Below are 15,961 nucleotides of genomic sequence, written 5' to 3' on the forward strand. Positions count from 1 at the left end.
CGGCTATAAGCCGGGGGATTCTTGGTTCACAGACCCGTCTTGCTCGATCAAGCCGGAGCCAGAAAGAGTAGAGGACAAATCTCCCCAAGCGTTGATTTTAGTTCCGGTGTGCCCCACCGTACTCAAGGCTCTCGTTAAGATGTTTATTGCGGCGTTATGGTCTCTGTCTAACTCACATCCACATTCACAAACATGGGTTCGAGTTGACAGTGACTTCTTCACTATCGCACCGCAATTTGAGCAGGTTTGGCTAGTATAGGCTGGATTTACTGCAACAGTAATTCGCCCAAACTTTTCGCCAAAATACTCTAACCATTTCCGGAATTGATACCAACCTGCATCATTAATAGATTTAGCTAGACAATGGTTTTTAACCAGGTTCTTCACCCTCAAGTCTTCATAGGCGACCAAGTCGTTAGACCGGATTACGCAACGTGCGACTCTCTTCGCATGTTCTTCACGCTGCCTACTTATCTTGAGGTGTTGTCTACCTAATTTATTGATGGCTTTCTTGCGGTTAGCGGAGCCTTTTTTCTTCCGGGAAACTCGACGTTGATAAAACTTTAAGCGTTTCTCGCCTTTTCTATAAAATCTAGGATTAGGTTCTGCATATCCATCGGAGTCCGTGTAGAACTCTTTTAGCCCAACATCTAGACCTACATTACAGCCAGTGGCTTGTAATGGCTCAGTTTTATTATTAATCTTTACGCAAAACTGAACGTAGTAACCATCAGCTCTTTGGACTATACGAACCCGCTTTATGAGTTTCTGGTCTACGAGCCACAAGTCCCAAGTACCTTTAAGCTTGACTTGACCTATCCCTTTTTTGTCGGTGAATTTAACAGCTTTCTTGTCTGGTAGTAATTTCCATCCAGATTGCTTATATTCCACCGATCTGGAATGCTTTTTGAACTTAGGGTATCCCTTCTTTCCAGGAACCTTTTTCTTGCAATTGTCAAAGAATCGTTTGATGGAACGCTCTACATTCTCGACAGAAGCTTGACAAGCTTGACTGTTAAGATGCTTTACGAACTCAAATTCATCTCTTAACTGGGTGTTGTAGCGATAGAGTTCTTTCTTCCCGATCCCGCGATTATCCATCCAGAATCGGAGCACCTTGTTTCTAACAAAGCGGGCTGTTCTAATGGCTTCATTTATTGCTAATTCTTGAGGCTTTTTTAGGACAGCCTTGAACTCCATCACCAACATATGAATGCCTCCTTGACATCTTGCTTCGACCTACCTTACATTATATAGGTATAAACTATCTAATGTCAAGGGTAAATGGATAATAATTACAAACACAATAAAAATATTGTCTATTCCTGCAAGTACCATGTAGTTTGGTGCCCAAAGTACCGCAGGCGCGTACTGGTAGGAGAAGTGGAACAGAAGCTAAAAGAACTCCTCTACCAAATAGCAGAGGAGATCCAGGTTGAAATCATTGAATTGGAGGTGATGCCCGACCACGTCCATTTACTTTGTGAGTGTGACCCTCAATTTGGAATTCACAAGGTAGTGAAGAGATTAAAAGGGGCGACTAGCCGGTATCTACGCTCCTCATTTCCAAAGCTAAAAAGTAGGTTACCTACCCTGTGGACTAATTCCTACTTTCTTTCTACAGTAGGAGGGGCTTCTCTGGAGACGATAAAGCTATATGTCTCAAACCAAAAAGAGGTTTAGGGAATAAATTCCTTGCGAGCTCATCCCCATAGATAGAATCTAGGGGCTTTCGCCCTTAGATTTTTTGGTAATTCCATGCCGTACCTAATGCCGTAATTGGTACGATCATTATAATTGTCATTTTTGTTACAAAAAGATTTTGTTTATTTTCTTAATGAATGCCTGAAAGCCTTCCACAGAGTGACTAATAGCCATCGATCTACGCCAAACTATTTATAGCACTATAGATTTATAGCGTTATAGTTAAGCCATTTCCCTGCCCTCGCAGGGATTTTTTAGACAGAAGTTAACCAATTCCAAAATGTTCCATGTACCAGTGGCTGATCACTTCGATTGACGAAAGATCAGGATGAGATACACTGAGGTGGAACAAGAAGACCTCAGAAGGGTGCTCTCTTCCTCCGTCTTTGTCCGACAAGAGGGTAAGCGAGTAATTATCGCTGGCATGGGGAAGCAAAGACTCAACCCCTTCCTCTCCCACTATGTGCCCATTGACAAGGAGGTGAACTCCATCATCATCCGCAACAATGTTGACAAGAGCCAAGCCTAAGTGATCTCTAATGTCAGCACTGAAGTCCTTTCCAGAATGCTTGTAGTGCAGGCGATCGGCCTTGGTGTACACCCGAATGTAGTCTGGTTTGCCTCCAACATTGCCATCCCCTTGGATATTGAACAGAGTTCCCTCTTTACCCTGATCGCTATGGGCACGCAAATCCAGCACCATCCAACAGGCGTAGTGAAGCTCATCAAACTCCTCCCAATGCTCCATAGGACTTTGCAGCAAACTGTTGGGAACATGCTGAATCCCTGGGTACTGGATATAGGGGAAGGTCAATCCTTGGGTTGCTGAAACTGGATGGTAAGCTGGTCCAGTAAAACGTTCACCATCTTCGGAGTCAGGAATGGGAATATCGGTATTCAGGGCAAAAGAAGACTGGGAAGATTTCCATTGGTAGACGAAATCCCCTTGTTCTCTTTTTACTCGCCCATCAGTTCCTACTCCCCTTTTTGTACAAAACAAGTAGGGAGTATCGGCTGGTGCCAACTGATCAACCTTCATCTCCCTAATTTTCAGGTTGGTCATCACCGTTTCTGACTTTCTCTCAGCATCATCATCTGAAGCTACCGCAAAATAAGCCAGTTCTCTATATTTGAAAGCTTCAACATTCCCCAAATAAATCCTTTGTTTTACCCATTGAAAGTGAAATTTATCATATCTTCCAAACACATCAACAGGAGCCTCTAGTTCTTCATCTCCATAAATCCTGATCACTTTCTTCCCAAAATCGCTAGAAGTAGCTCTAAACTCCCTTTTGGTTCCCAATCCTATAACTGAAATACCATCTTTGCCTGATTCAAAAAAACCAACGGCATGCGCCTCTCCCAAGACTGGCACCTTGTACCAAAATTCACAATAAGTCAATCTATTTACTACAAAAGACGAGGATAACTCAAGTATTTTCCATGAATTTCCTGCGACTTTTAACCCATAAAATAAATCACTTGACTTTCCATCTGTGGGATTATACCGTGGAGGGTCTCCAGTTGGATATTTATCTTGTTCAGTATATTTCCCAATATAGCCTGAGAAATACTTGAGGTCTTTGTCTCTGTAAATTTCAATGTTTCTAAATTTTACATCAGCTTTGTTCATCCCATAATGTCGAGCTAGTAAAAACAACTTGTCTTGCTTTCCTCTATTTGTTGACCCAGATAACACTACCCATTCATAGTTAACCCAAGAGCCTACTTTATCCAGTCTGTCAATAGTATTTGCATATCGGTATGTCTTATTGCCTCTAAGAATACTAGAGCCCCCAGGACTCCCATATTTGTTATTAATACCTATTCTTTCTCCACATCCATAAACCTGAAGAAGAGCTTGATAAATAATGCCTGTACCTACTGCTATCGCAGCCAGATCTAGTTCTTGTTTATTCTGAGGTTGATCCCCTGGATAAAGTTTTGGTTCCGGAGGATTTGAACTCCAAAAATCAAACCGAATTACAGTTAAAGGGTTAATATCGATTTGCCGGTTTGTGAGTAGTATCTCGACCCCTATATCTCCTTGCAGATGAACAGTATTCCCTCCATCTAATATGCGACAAGTACCTTTGTCCGCATTTTGGAGGAGACTGGGGGGAGTTCTGTAGAAATCAATCTTTTGATAATGGTTTTCATCCATATAAGGTTTACGGACCTCATGAGCAAAAACGCTGCCTTGACCTAATAACATCAGACTACCACCCCTATTTCAATCCATTTATCCTGAACAACAACAAAGGACGCTTGAGTATATCCAGTGTTAAGGATGTAAGGTTTACCTCTACTAAAGGCATTTGAGTTCAGTGTAATCTCTGTTTGGGAAGCATTAATGATCGATACCCAAGTCCCTTCTGGAACTACTGAAGTCGGGGCATCAAAGCCTATAGTCACATTGTCAGACACCACATAGAGAACATAACTGTGGTCATCAGCTTTTATCGTGTAATTGCTGTCAATTTCCTTCGTCTTATACCTGGGTGACTGAAGAGACGCAAATTTAGCATCTATTTCTGTCTTAGAGTAAAACTGAGAAGTGTCAATAGCATTACTTGACCTTACCAAATCATCGGGGAGCAAACTTTCCTTTATTTTGCCATCTGTGATAAGTGCGTATTTTTCCTCTAAATTGGGGATGGCCTCTATGGCAATAGTGTCATCGACTGTTAAAGCTGCGTATTTACCGCTTAAGTCAGGGATTTGGGTTTCTTCTATTTTCCCACTCGTAAGTGCAGCATAATTGGCGCTCAAGTCTGGGATAACAGAATCCGAGATTGTTTTTGTTACATTATCTATTGCCGCAAAATTGGTTTCTAGATTGTCTATAACTGATTTGATCCCAACAATACTTTGAGAATCTTCTTTCAAATATTTGTGACTACTTAGATAAGGGAGTAAATCCCCTTCCATTATATTCTTGTCTGGTAAACTACCTACAGGAATTCGTTGAGTGTTTGGATCTAATTGAACACTTGTAGAAAGAGGCGCAAACAACACACGAGAAGCTTGATAGGTCAAAACATCTCCATCTCCTTCTAGACTATCCTCAGGAATAGCGTCATCAGGTAGCTTGTAAAGGTTGCTGTTTTTGAGTAGCTTATCCAAAAACAATGAATCTAAATGGTCTTCTGTTATGTCAGGAAGATCACTTATTTTTACATGCCCATCTCCATCAAGAACAGGAACGATGTTTGAGTCCGTTAGCTTAGTATTTAAATCACTTGCGATGAGATATTTATTGTCTGCATCTGTTTTTAAGAGGTACTCCGTCATATCAACGGTTTGCCCTCCATCGGTTTCTACTGCCTTCAACTTTTCTTCTACATAATGCTCTGTAGAGGCATAACTCATCAAGTTAGAAGGGTCTGCGTTGTCAGCAGCATCATAGATAATAGAGGTATGCAGTAAATCATCTGGAAGATAACTAGGGTCTATTTTGTTAGCTCCTTCTGAGACAAGTGGAGGAACCTGATTTATTTTAGGGAAAGTTGTTAGCAGTTGCTCTACTGTTAAGTAGTCATTTAAACTTTGTTCGACATCTTCCTTTAAAGCAAAATCACCTCTACTATTATTGGAAATAAACAAATTGATATTTTCTGTCCTTATAGAAGTAATAACTTCTTCTAAAGTACTTCCCTTGACCCATCCTTCTTTTCGTTCTGGCCTATCTGGAAGGTAAAAGGAATCCTGGGTCACATACAGAGAGTTGGCCGTAGACAATGAAATAGCTTGTTCGGTAACAGCTGTCATTTGTTGTTCTACATATGACATCAGGGTTGTCCCATTAACCCAATAGTCTTTTGAAACATCAATAGTTATCTCGTTGGTAGGGTCAAATTTATTTGTGCTGAAAGATAAAGGGGTATAGACAGCATCGGACTGAAACTTACTAATCCAACCGTTCTGAGTAGTCTCAGGATTGTTCGGATCATACTGAAGAGGAAACTCGATCAACGTGGCTACGTTATTAGCTAGTTCCTCACTAATTTCTTGAACAGGAATAACTGAGATATCAACCTGGAGCTTTTCATTGAGTATAGGAAAACCTCCTTTTACTCCAGCAGCCTCAGCCGCCTCACTCTTGGTAATGTACTGATCTCCTACTACCTGCTTGACTAGGTCGATCGTGTTGTACTCTGGCAGGCAAGCTAAATGAGCAGAAAGGCGAAGCGTAGATAATTCCATGAATTCCCCATTAACTGAACTTCTAGGCATTGAAAACACGAAATGGCTACCGTCAGGCAACTGAGTCTCGTAGTAGCTCAAATGTAGCTGATTAGCTGCCAGGTTGACCTCTATCCTTCCATCTTCGTCACTGACTACTTTGATCGGATTGGTTAGCCATTGAGTATTGTCACTGTAACTGCCTTCCAGTGGTGTAAAGTAAATTTTCTTGTTGACGGCAGGAGTCCCATCTGTTTCCGACAAGACAGAGACTACTCTAACCAGTGGTGTAACCATAGGGGTAAGCGTTTTTGAACAATACTACCATGGCAGGGATTACCCCCGATCACGTTCAAGATATTTTCGACCGTTCCGCCCTTACCTACGAAATCTACGGAGTCCCTCCTAAAATCGTCGTGGCGGTCTGCCAATTGCCTAACGGGTTCATTATCACGGGACAAGGGGCTTGCGTTGATACAACCGCTTTTAACGAGGAGGCAGGCAAGCGCGTGGCCAACAACCAGCTCCTCGACAAGATATGGGAGTTAGAGGGGTATCTCCTTCAACAACATCTCTTTGATATTGGTCGTGCTGATGATTTTGTGGATTGAATAACCCTTTTACGTGTGGTTACGTTTTAGTTTGGATGTGGTTACGTTTTTCATTACCTATTATATTAATGGAAAACGTCGCCACTATCATTCTCAGAGAATATGGCAACTCCTCTCTATGTCTGCTTCTTGGCCTGTGAAGGTTTTTTCGAGGGTTCTTGCAATAAGAGAAGCTATTGACAATAAAAGGCGGTTCAAGGAAGCAACCCCTGGACCGCCCAACTCATCTCACGATTAACGAGTTGTCACAAAAGACTGGTGATGAATTCAATCAGAAACTTTTTTATTCTATCAATCCAAAAAAAAACTGACCGTGAAGAGATTGGTCAGTGGGTGCCTAAGTATGGGAGCAAGCTTAGGACGGTCTGAAAAAGTTAATCAATGGCTATATTATAGCATACCTTCTCACAGAAGGATTTCTCTATCTATCCGGACAACGGTGAACCAAGGTCATCATCCCTAAATACGGAAAGGAACAGCCGTAGTAAGCCACTCTTATTACGGCTGTTCTCTACAGGATTAAATCCCATATTGTGCTTGTCTTCTACTATTATAGTATATTTTTTCTTTCCGGACAACTGTAAATCAAAGTGCTATAATATAGAAGTGAGCGGCGGAGACACTATCCTCCCCCACCGCTCTAGTACCCCAAACGTAACTTCAAAGTACATTCCTATTATGGCACAAAACTATCCACACGCCGAAATTGCAATTGTTCAAATTGGAGACTATGAAATAGAAGGACTTTACTGTTTTGAGCTTGACGCCTATGCTGTTGCTTTGCCTCAAATATGTGTCTTCTTTTCAATCCTCAACAAGAACGCATCAAGGGACGTCAAAGCCTTGATGGGCAAGGGTTTCTCATTCCTCAAGCTAAAAACTTCTTTGCATTCTAAAGCTGTAAACGCCATGCTGTTGCCTGACTTCTCTAAGTTAGTTCGGAAGTTAGACAAGTCAGGGTTAGAGGCAGCTGAATTGCTAGTTGATGCAATGAACGACCTTTCTTGGCATCAGCTATTTTCTCAAGCTTTTAATCAGCAGTTAGACAAAGAAGAGCAACAGGCTATCCTCAAGTCAAGGCTAAAGGGAAAGAAAATTCGCTTAAATCTTGTTGAAGCTATTACTCTTTACATAGAACAAAACAAAGAGTCACTGAAACCCAATTACATCAAATGGGTTTACCACAATGTCTCTGATGATATTAACCGAAAAATATTCGGAAAAACTTCCAAGAAAATAAAGCTAGAGCGTGGATTAACCGAAGATGACTTAATCCGAGACACGTTCACAGCTGATCAGTTAGAGCTAATTGGCCACATTGAATACTTGGCAGTGTGTTCAATTACCAAGGGAGTTGACCCTGTTTCTGCGGTAAGAGATAGCTTGACCCGATTCACTATCTAACCCAAGAAGCCCCGGCGAGTGCTGGGGCAAAGGTAAACTAACACCAACTAAGTAAAACAATGAGTGAACTACAGATTAACGACCAGTCCGACACCAACAACCTGACAGCTGCCGAGATGAAAGAGCTGGGGTATGACGACAAGTATGGGTTCCTGCCGAACCCAGAACCTGGAGATATGAAAGAGTGGTATCTCCGAGAGCTAGTAGTCTTAGCTAAGGAAAACAACCAACGCTTAGACGCAATGGAGAAAGGGATGCAATCTATCCAGCAACGACTGGCAGAAATGTCAGAAGAAATCAGCGAACTAAAGAAGAAAGCTGACCGTTTTGCCTAATATTTAGTGATGCACGCCCCCGGCTACGGCTGGGGGTTTTTCAATTTTCACATAGATGGAGGAAGCAAGCAATGACTAAGGCTATCACATACCTAATAACGGATGGGGAGTATTTGAAGATAGGACTTTCCACTACAGCAAACATGGAGAAGCGACTGGCGTCTCTCCAGACAGGGAACGCGAGGGAACTGAAGTTGCTTGGAAGGAAGGAAGGAAACTGGGAGCAGCTAATACACCAGCGTTTCCGATGTTTCCGAGTGCGTGGGGAATGGTTTAGGAGAGACCCCAAGATATTGGCGTACTTTGAGGATTCAGCGCAAACTCCCCAAGTCACGATAAGGAGGAGTGTCCGACATGGCTAAGGTAACGGTCAAGCGTGAGGGATATGAGATTGGGGAAGAGATGGAGGGGATGCCAGTACTTCCGTCGTCCCGATCGCGTTACCGGAGAGAAAACTTCTGGTATCCTCCTAGCAATGTCAGGGGATGGCTGAATGCATGTGTTGTCGCATTTAGTGGGGGGTTGACGTACGTTTGCGTGGCATCCGTACTTCCAACCGCCCTGACAAATGTTTTTCTCCTAGTAGGTTTTATAGTTGCCGCTGGTGGGGTAATAGGATTTGGGGTAATGGACTACGAGGGAAGAGAGAGGTACTGGAATGTAGTCTTTAGCTTGTTCCTGATGCTGCTAGTGGTGACGTTCACGTATGTTGCAATCTACTGGAGTCACAAATGGGTATCAACTACACAATCGCATCTTGGGTATTAACGACTACAGCGATCGCAGGGGTATCGCTGCCGTTCACCATCGATGCAAAAGAGAATAAAAACTTAGGAAGGTGGGCACCGCTCCCATCTTTTTTATTGGCCATGGGAGGAGCATGGGCGGGGCGGAAAGCCGACAACCAGCAAGACCATAGGATAATGAAGGAAGAGCTCCAACGGTTAGCGCACCAGGTAGAGCTGGTAGAAAAGCAATTTCCACCCCCGGAGTCAGGGAGTACAGGGAATCCGACCGCCGACCTGATTGTAGCAAAGATGGGGGAACTGGGGATTTATCTTGAGTTTGTACGGGAGGTTACGGGGGCAACCTTTACCCGTCTACGATTTACCCCAATGCCCGGCCAAAAAATATCTACAATCAACAACACCGAGCTGGATATCCAAGTGTGGTTGGGAGTGAGCTCACCTCCCATTATTACAACAACAGGGGAAGGTGTGTGCATTGACATAGCAAAAAGCGATCGCACTTTTCCCGAATATCGGACAGAAGAGAAACCAGAGGGTCTTTGTGCGATGATTGGATATGACCTGTCAGGGAGTCCGAGGACGGTGGACTTTTCCAACTCATCCAGTCCTCACCTGCTGGCAGCGGGATGCACCGGCTGCGGGAAGTCGGAGCTAGCTAAAACCATAGTGTTAAGCCTCACCGACTGGTATTCAGAGGAGGAGGTCCAGCTGGTGTTTATTGACACGAAGCAAGTCGATTTTGCTTTCGCTGATTCCATGGGAACCCGACTGTGGGAACCGACAGCTAAAAGTCCGGAAGAAGCGATCGCACTTTTTCGGAACATCGAGAAAGAAATGGAAAACCGGTATCGGCTGATAGCAGAGGCAGGATGTACAGACCTGGCCAGTTATAACGCCCAATCAGAGGAACCGCTGCCAGCGCTGTTCATCCTCCATGATGAGATTCCAGATGTCACCGCTTCCTCTGACAAGGACATCAAAAAATATGGGAATGCAGCGATCGCACAAATAACCAGGAAAGGAAGAGCTGCGGACATTCATTACATTGGTTTCACCCAAAAGACTACAACTGATTGCTTGTCATCTGGGATAAAGAGCAACCTCCCTGTGCGTGTGATACTGAAGACGACCAATAGACAGGATGGAGAGGATGCCGCAGGTCAATCCATTCGGAGTAATCAGCTACTGGGTAAAGGGGACTGTTACTTGTCCGACCCTGCCACGGAAGCCTTTGTCAGATTACAAGTACCCTACGCTTCCCCTGCCATCGAAAACAGGAAAACCATTTACCTCACCCCGAAGCAAGCACAAGATGAATTTGGGTTTAGCACTCGGACCTTGGCCAGATGGTCAGACAGTCGCAAGATCTACGCCTACCGGACGGAACAAGGACACAGGAGATACTCAAAAGATTCAATAGTCTCTTACCTTGACAAATGACTGTATTCTACAGTAGTATAGAAACAAGAGGACATATTAAGCATTCTCACTTATTAACGAAACAGCTATGATTTCGTTAATAAAAGGTTAAAACCAGAGTGTTATTAACGACACTGTTAATACAGGTGAGAAATGTTAAGATGTCAATATCCGCAATAACGTGTATTAAATAAAAAAATGTCATCTCCAAAACTACAGTACAAGCCAAAAGCCGGATGTTTCCTTGAGTTGGTAACCAAGGATAATATAAGCACACTCCGCTTAAACAAAGAGAACCAGCACACGCTGAAGAGCATATTATCAAAGAAACTGATGAAAGACAAAATAATCTCAGTGGTGCATGCCAAAGACCCCACCAAAAAGTTTGGAGTAGTTTACGTGTTTTCCATAGAGTCAGTTGTGTTTGCTGATCAAAATCCAGACGATGACATAATCTTTGCGGAAAAGAAACTAGCCATGTTCACAGGGAAGTACCCACAGAACATCCCGGCAAGGCAACAAAAAGAGCTATTAGAAGCTACAAAAGAGAAAGCGACCGATTACGCATCAGACAAGTATTGCGAATGGGCAAATTCCAGGGTCAAATAGACTTCATCCCATCACGGTGTTAGCTCTCTCCGGCCTAGTGCCGGTTTTTTTTTGCTTAGGGTTGTCAAAGTACTGTAGAGTACAGTACTATAGAGAGGAACAGGTAATAAAGTGAATTCAACAATGGATTTTTCAGTAAACACCGATTTTTCGGCACTAGGGTTTCGCGCGCTGCCAGACAACTCAAGAGGGATAATCTCAGTAAGTGGCAAAAATGGGACGTGGGTAGTCTACGATCACAACAATAAGAAAGAGGTTACCATCCAAGACTTTCAAGGGAACCCCCTTCGCTGCATCACATGCCGGTTAGAATTTATTTCCTACTATGTGGGGTTTTACAACAACAAACCGGTTTTGAAGCTAAGAATAGCCATCAAGGGAGAAGAGGCAAAAGGCTTTTACTATATCCAAACTGCCTTCTCTACTGTCTGGATGAGGGGAGCACTCTTAGCTATAGAATCATTGGGACAGAATATCAAAGAACCGTTAATCATAGGAGCGCGGTTAGTAGAAAAAGAAGATGGGAGTGTAGGAAATGCCCTCTGTGCAATGTTTGACATCAATGAAGTCCCTATCCTTCCAAATTGGGATCCAGGGCGAGACATCTTTGAATTAGCCAACACTGTTAATCAGCTGCTGACTGGCGAGTCTATGGCTCCCCCCAATCCCGAGAAAATAACAGCAGCTGAATTAAGCTCTATTCAGATTAGTCAACGACAGTCAGAGCACAAGGCTAAACAGGACTACTTAGAACGGCAAGCTCGCAAGCAGCAATATGGTGGAGCCCCTCGTCATTCCAACGGAGGAGCAATTACCGTAAGTCCAAAGAAAGGGGATTGGATACTAGAGCACCCCATGCGTGAGGTTTTAATAGAAATGAACAATCTGCTACACCGGCTAGGTTGGACTGCCCAACGATGCAGGGAAGAAACCGCTAAACGGTTTGATGGAATTACTTCCCGCCAGAACTTAAGCGACGACCAAATAATGGAAATGTACGAGTGGCTATCCACTCTTTCTCCAGTTGAAATAGAGGAAGGGGTATTCTGATCCCTTCATAACAGCGCTTGTACAACCATCGGCTTCTGCCGGTGGTTTTTTATTGGTTATAGGGAGGTGGGAGTAATATATGGAGAGACGTATACCTAGAATGCCATGGTACTGGGAGTAAAGATCGAAGTAGTTGCGGGAAGTTCAGCCTCTGCATTGATAGACCCAAATGCAGTGAGAGACATCTATGTCTTGGGTCATAGTTCTGGCGGGAATGCCGAAAATCACAACACTCCTGTTTTACTTAGCGGAATATCTGATATCCCTTCTGGAGCTTCAGACACCTTGACCCATGCCCTATATGGGATTTTTGCTGTAACAGGAAATAGTGCTAGAGTTTACTTTGTGCAAGCAATAGACACAAACGCATCTGGAAGTGACGAAGCTAAAAAATTAGCACATCTTACAGCGGCAAAAAACGCCTTGCTAGACAATCGGAGTAACTACATCCAACCAGGAATCTTACTATACCCTGAGTTTTCCTTGATGATTACACAAGATCCCACTGAAAATATAAATGAGAAGACAAAGGTCTTTCAAGCTCTAGATGAATTATGCAAGAAAAAATCTTGGCTACTATTCATAAATTCAAGTGCTGGCTCTGCTAGTGACGCAATAAAAGAAGCTCAAGTTTATAATTCATCAAAGTTTGGAAACTCGGCTTTTTATTATGGAAAGGCTACATATCCCGATCCAGACGATTCCCAAAAAACTCTTTCAATTCCTTTAGCGTCGCTGGCCGCTGCTACCGTAATAGTAGCTACGGGACTAGAAGGAATAGCTCAACCTCCAGCCGGAGTTTCCTATCCATTAACAGGGGCTAGTTCAATAACAGGACTAATCAGCTTAGAAACTGAATACACTGCGCTACAATTAGCAAAGGTAAATTTTGTGACGCAAGTTAAAAATGCGGGTTATTGTTTCTGGGGAAGTAGAACCTTGGCGACAGATTCAAAATTTCAATTCATAAATACCCGCCTAGTTTTGAATGCCATAGTTGAAGAGTTAAGGAATACTATGGCTAGATTTATTCAGGAACCGTTAGACCCTCGTGGTCAAACTACGGCCTCATTACTGGCAGCAACAACATCAGTAATGCAAGACGCATACAATGCTGGGATGCTATCAGGAAGAAACATCCAAGAAGCCTATTCTGTATCGATTAAAGAGTCTAGTAGTCTTTATGAAATAGTAATGGAAATAAAAGTCAGGCCAGTTTACACAGTAGAATCAATTACAGTAAGCGTGATAAATGAAACTGTAATAGCAATATGACAAAAACCCAACTCTTCACTCAATCGGCGGGAAGTTTTATCATAGAGGGACTGTCTGATGTTACTTGGGCAACGGTGTCGGAAATAGAAGCCGAAACTCCTCAAGGAGGGGAAGTGTTCAACCCCAACACTGGACTGATCACATTTCTGAAAGGTCCGATTAGATTCAACCCGATAACTTGCACAACCCTCTATAGCAACCCTCAAGTGGTTCGATTGAATAATTTTTTTAACAGTAACCCAACATTTGGGACAGTTCGCTCCGAAATCACGGCGGTGTACCAAATGGGTACTTTGACTTGGACTTTAGGAGGGCTTGAGATGGCGTCTCTCGTTCTTCCAGGGCTGAACAAAACCAGCAATGATGGCGCTTATGTCACTTGTCGTTTCACCTACAGCAGCAGAACCCCCATATGATTCCTGAGTTAGATATTGATTACACCTACAACGAGTCTGACGGGTCTTTGTTATTGCATGATGTCCCGCTAGTCAACCAAAAGACGGGAAAGTTTGAGCATATTGACATAGGGCTAAGAAGGCTTTCCTTCCGTCAAAAACAGCAGTTAGTTCAGTTTAGGGATGATGAGATGTTCATCTATCTGACTGCTCAGGCCATGATTTACCAGTGGGGAGACAAGACAGAGGTTACTGTCCAAGAACTTTCTAGTAGATCAGCCAATGGCAAGGTTGACCGCTGTGAATATGCGATGGAGGTTATAAACAATGCGGTGGAGACCTTTCTTCCTCCGCCGCGCATCTCGTTTAGAGAACGTCAGTAAAATCGAGTGGTTGAAAGTGGTTTACATCTTGACCGGTTCCTTTGCTGATATAGAGAAGTGGAAAGATGTAAGCCTTTACGAAATGGACCAAATGCTACAGGTAGTAGAGTGGGCTAAAGAACAGGAGAGACAGGCATATGAAAAAGCTCGTCGAAACAATAGTTAATTCACAGCTACAGTCGGGTAATGCGTCAGAATCACTGTCTCGGCTGAATAACATCTTCCAGATAGAAAACGACGGTAAGATAGTCCTCGGGTACCAAAATTCCTACATCGAAATCTCCCCCGACAGTGTCTCCTTTGTGTCAAACGGAAGAAGAATCGGCCTTCCTGAATTGGTGACGACAGAGGATTTTGACCAGGGAACTGACTCTACTGATGAAGATATGGATGGATTAGAAGAGGCTTTAGTTCCTTTAGATGACGATGTCGATGTGTTAGACCTAAGCCATCCTCCTGTTTTCAAAATAGAATCTGTGGTTGTTTCTGAGGTTTATGACGGAGGAGTTTATCCTCAACCTAGTAGACCTGGACGAGGAGAAAGGAAGGACACACCTCAAGGAACAAGATATCTTCATCGTGTAAACTACTGGCACAGAAGAAAATTAAACAACATAAAACCCGATAATATTGATTTTTGTTCTTTACGTAGCGATGGAAGTATTGTACTTAAAAAAGGAACTTACAACATAATAGCTAAATTTCCTAGCATCCATAATGATGCTAGCGTTGTCAGAATAAGAAGAGAAGTAAACAGTCAATCCACTGTTAATAACGAATGGATGGGTTCTTCTCTTCAAGCTGAAAATGAAGCAACAGCTGCTGTTACTCAATTTGGATGGGTGTTTGCCTCTGTTGCGGTAGACTCTGACGAAGATATTTTTTATTTTGAACAAACAATAAAGCTGGGTTATGCGAGTGGAAGAGGCTTAGGAGCAGAAGCTAAAATGAACACTCCTGTGAATGAAACATTCACAAGACCAAGTATATTAGATGATTACTATACTCAAGTTTTAATAACAAGGCTTACCGAGTAAATAACTACAGCCCTATATCTCTAAGAAAAAATGATTTGATTGTTTCAATGTCTTTTTGGCTTAATCCTAATATGGGTCTTGCAGGCATAAACCTAGTGCCAAAATGCAAGTAAATGCTATAGAAGACATTGGTAAAGTAAACAGCTGAATCGGCGGCAACAGTCCAAGTAAGGGAGTTAATCAACCGACCAGTTTCTCTCAGAATAGTGCCCTTCTTCCTTTTTAGAGTAGAAGGGGCGAGAGGAGCCCAAGGTTTTCCATCAGGGTCAACTTCTCGGAGAAACCTCAGCTTAGTCCTAGAATCAACGTAAGCCATGGACTCTCGAAGTGGCTTAGTTAAATCTTGGTTGCTGGCTCTGGCTCTGACACGAGCCCATTGACTCACGTCTAAATCAACTAGAACTTCCATAGTAAGACCTCCATTTGAGCTCTAAAACAATGGGCTGCCCTAGTACCTTGACTAAGACCCCATCAAAGCTGGTGTTAGATATTTCCTGAACGGTGACATCAGCCCCTCTGTTATTGAAGAAAGTATAGCCTGAATGCCCAACATTGATAAATTCGGGGAGGTACCCGTCTTCTGTTAGGCACCTAGCCCGAACCAGTTGAACTCCTGTGCTCCCAAATTGCTGAGAATCTCTACGTCCAGTAGGAGGGCGCAAAGAAAATGGGATGACAACTTTCCGGTCTCTTCCTATTACGTTACCTAGTTCATCCGTGTCCCAAATAGGAGCTTGAACGTTGAACTCGACATTGATGATAGTCGAGATGGTGGTGGAGAATGGTGCCATTACGATCGCCTCAA

General features: G+C 43.1%; 18 protein-coding genes. 13 read left to right on the forward strand and 5 right to left on the reverse strand.

Annotated features, from left to right (window positions below):
* Positions 1-3: 3 nt before the first annotated feature.
* Positions 4-1,209 carry an RNA-guided endonuclease InsQ/TnpB family protein gene (locus F6K64_RS27075; RefSeq protein WP_287266903.1) on the reverse strand — a complete coding sequence of 402 codons (1,206 nt, stop codon included), beginning with the start codon at positions 1,207-1,209 and terminating at the stop codon, positions 4-6.
* 75 nt (positions 1,210-1,284) lie between these two features.
* Between F6K64_RS27075 and tnpA the strand changes: the two genes are divergently transcribed.
* Positions 1,285-1,683, forward strand: coding sequence for an IS200/IS605 family transposase (tnpA, locus tag F6K64_RS27080; protein ID WP_287266905.1), 399 nt, complete (start codon positions 1,285-1,287; stop codon positions 1,681-1,683).
* A gap of 286 nt (positions 1,684-1,969) precedes the next feature.
* Here the strand turns inward: tnpA and F6K64_RS27085 are convergent, their stop codons facing one another.
* The gene (locus tag F6K64_RS27085) at positions 1,970-3,919 is read right to left on the reverse strand and encodes a hypothetical protein (RefSeq protein ID WP_287266906.1); all 1,950 of its coding nucleotides are present in this window, start codon (positions 3,917-3,919) and stop codon (positions 1,970-1,972) included.
* Positions 3,919-6,186, reverse strand: coding sequence for a hypothetical protein (locus tag F6K64_RS27090; protein WP_287266907.1), 2,268 nt, complete (start codon positions 6,184-6,186; stop codon positions 3,919-3,921). Before F6K64_RS27090 ends, F6K64_RS27085 begins: the two co-directional genes overlap by 1 nt.
* Positions 6,187-6,200: 14 nt before the next feature.
* On the opposite strand from F6K64_RS27090, the gene F6K64_RS27095 reads away from it, so the two are divergent.
* From F6K64_RS27095 to F6K64_RS27145, 12 genes are all read left to right on the forward strand, one after another.
* The gene (locus F6K64_RS27095; protein WP_287266909.1) at positions 6,201-6,500 is read left to right on the forward strand and encodes a Gp49 family protein; all 300 of its coding nucleotides are present in this window, start codon (positions 6,201-6,203) and stop codon (positions 6,498-6,500) included.
* Between the two features lie 678 nt (positions 6,501-7,178).
* Complete coding sequence (locus F6K64_RS27100; RefSeq protein ID WP_287266911.1) at positions 7,179-7,904, forward strand: hypothetical protein; 726 nt, start codon at positions 7,179-7,181, stop codon at positions 7,902-7,904.
* A 59-nt stretch (positions 7,905-7,963) separates the two neighbouring features.
* Entirely contained in the window at positions 7,964-8,239 is a 276-nt protein-coding gene (locus F6K64_RS27105) for a hypothetical protein (RefSeq protein ID WP_287266912.1), read from the forward strand.
* Between the two features lie 71 nt (positions 8,240-8,310).
* Positions 8,311-8,601 carry a GIY-YIG nuclease family protein gene (locus tag F6K64_RS38440; RefSeq protein WP_353815004.1) on the forward strand — a complete coding sequence of 97 codons (291 nt, stop codon included), beginning with the start codon at positions 8,311-8,313 and terminating at the stop codon, positions 8,599-8,601.
* A gap of 369 nt (positions 8,602-8,970) precedes the next feature.
* Positions 8,971-10,428 carry an FtsK/SpoIIIE domain-containing protein gene (locus F6K64_RS27110; RefSeq protein ID WP_287266914.1) on the forward strand — a complete coding sequence of 486 codons (1,458 nt, stop codon included), beginning with the start codon at positions 8,971-8,973 and terminating at the stop codon, positions 10,426-10,428.
* A 177-nt stretch (positions 10,429-10,605) separates the two neighbouring features.
* Positions 10,606-11,016: a hypothetical protein gene (locus F6K64_RS27115; protein ID WP_287266915.1), complete on the forward strand. Its 411-nt coding sequence runs from the start codon at positions 10,606-10,608 to the stop codon at positions 11,014-11,016.
* Between the two features lie 111 nt (positions 11,017-11,127).
* Complete coding sequence (locus tag F6K64_RS27120; protein ID WP_287266916.1) at positions 11,128-12,066, forward strand: hypothetical protein; 939 nt, start codon at positions 11,128-11,130, stop codon at positions 12,064-12,066.
* 105 nt (positions 12,067-12,171) lie between these two features.
* The gene (locus tag F6K64_RS27125; RefSeq protein WP_287266918.1) at positions 12,172-13,341 is read left to right on the forward strand and encodes a phage tail sheath protein; all 1,170 of its coding nucleotides are present in this window, start codon (positions 12,172-12,174) and stop codon (positions 13,339-13,341) included.
* Positions 13,338-13,757, forward strand: a complete 420-nt coding sequence (locus F6K64_RS27130; protein WP_287266920.1) for a hypothetical protein — start codon at positions 13,338-13,340, stop codon at positions 13,755-13,757. Before F6K64_RS27125 ends, F6K64_RS27130 begins: the two co-directional genes overlap by 4 nt.
* Positions 13,754-14,119, forward strand: a complete 366-nt coding sequence (locus F6K64_RS27135) for a hypothetical protein (RefSeq protein ID WP_287266923.1) — start codon at positions 13,754-13,756, stop codon at positions 14,117-14,119. The genes F6K64_RS27130 and F6K64_RS27135 overlap by 4 nt, the downstream gene beginning before the upstream one ends.
* 16 nt (positions 14,120-14,135) lie before the next feature.
* Positions 14,136-14,285, forward strand: coding sequence for a hypothetical protein (locus F6K64_RS27140; RefSeq protein ID WP_287266925.1), 150 nt, complete (start codon positions 14,136-14,138; stop codon positions 14,283-14,285).
* 136 nt (positions 14,286-14,421) lie between these two features.
* Complete coding sequence (locus F6K64_RS27145) at positions 14,422-15,156, forward strand: hypothetical protein (protein ID WP_287266928.1); 735 nt, start codon at positions 14,422-14,424, stop codon at positions 15,154-15,156.
* Between the two features lie 4 nt (positions 15,157-15,160).
* Here F6K64_RS27145 and F6K64_RS27150 read toward each other — a convergent pair whose 3' ends face one another.
* Together F6K64_RS27150 and F6K64_RS27155 are read right to left on the reverse strand one after the other, a co-directional pair.
* On the reverse strand, positions 15,161-15,565 hold the full coding sequence (locus tag F6K64_RS27150; protein ID WP_287266930.1) for a phage virion morphogenesis protein: 405 nt from the start codon (positions 15,563-15,565) through the stop codon (positions 15,161-15,163).
* The gene (locus F6K64_RS27155) at positions 15,549-15,947 is read right to left on the reverse strand and encodes a hypothetical protein (RefSeq protein WP_287266932.1); all 399 of its coding nucleotides are present in this window, start codon (positions 15,945-15,947) and stop codon (positions 15,549-15,551) included. Before F6K64_RS27155 ends, F6K64_RS27150 begins: the two co-directional genes overlap by 17 nt.
* Between the last annotated feature and the right edge of the window lie 14 nt (positions 15,948-15,961).

The sequence above is a fragment of the Moorena sp. SIO3A2 genome (assembly GCF_010672265.1).
GTDB lineage: Bacteria > Cyanobacteriota > Cyanobacteriia > Cyanobacteriales > Coleofasciculaceae > Moorena > Moorena producens.

What these genes read in the sequence shown, in the direction of transcription:
- F6K64_RS27075 (WP_287266903.1), bottom strand. Translation starts at nt 1,209, where the DNA reads ATGTTGGTGATGGAGTTCAAGGCTGTCCTAAAAAAGCCTCAAGAATTA.
- tnpA (WP_287266905.1), top strand. Translation starts at nt 1,285, where the DNA reads ATGGATAATAATTACAAACACAATAAAAATATTGTCTATTCCTGCAAG.
- F6K64_RS27085 (WP_287266906.1), bottom strand. Translation starts at nt 3,919, where the DNA reads ATGTTATTAGGTCAAGGCAGCGTTTTTGCTCATGAGGTCCGTAAACCT.
- F6K64_RS27090 (WP_287266907.1), bottom strand. Translation starts at nt 6,186, where the DNA reads ATGGTTACACCACTGGTTAGAGTAGTCTCTGTCTTGTCGGAAACAGAT.
- F6K64_RS27100 (WP_287266911.1), top strand. Translation starts at nt 7,179, where the DNA reads ATGGCACAAAACTATCCACACGCCGAAATTGCAATTGTTCAAATTGGA.
- F6K64_RS27105 (WP_287266912.1), top strand. Translation starts at nt 7,964, where the DNA reads ATGAGTGAACTACAGATTAACGACCAGTCCGACACCAACAACCTGACA.
- F6K64_RS38440 (WP_353815004.1), top strand. Translation starts at nt 8,311, where the DNA reads ATGACTAAGGCTATCACATACCTAATAACGGATGGGGAGTATTTGAAG.
- F6K64_RS27110 (WP_287266914.1), top strand. Translation starts at nt 8,971, where the DNA reads ATGGGTATCAACTACACAATCGCATCTTGGGTATTAACGACTACAGCG.
- F6K64_RS27115 (WP_287266915.1), top strand. Translation starts at nt 10,606, where the DNA reads ATGTCATCTCCAAAACTACAGTACAAGCCAAAAGCCGGATGTTTCCTT.
- F6K64_RS27125 (WP_287266918.1), top strand. Translation starts at nt 12,172, where the DNA reads ATGGTACTGGGAGTAAAGATCGAAGTAGTTGCGGGAAGTTCAGCCTCT.
- F6K64_RS27130 (WP_287266920.1), top strand. Translation starts at nt 13,338, where the DNA reads ATGACAAAAACCCAACTCTTCACTCAATCGGCGGGAAGTTTTATCATA.
- F6K64_RS27135 (WP_287266923.1), top strand. Translation starts at nt 13,754, where the DNA reads ATGATTCCTGAGTTAGATATTGATTACACCTACAACGAGTCTGACGGG.
- F6K64_RS27150 (WP_287266930.1), bottom strand. Translation starts at nt 15,565, where the DNA reads ATGGAAGTTCTAGTTGATTTAGACGTGAGTCAATGGGCTCGTGTCAGA.
- F6K64_RS27155 (WP_287266932.1), bottom strand. Translation starts at nt 15,947, where the DNA reads ATGGCACCATTCTCCACCACCATCTCGACTATCATCAATGTCGAGTTC.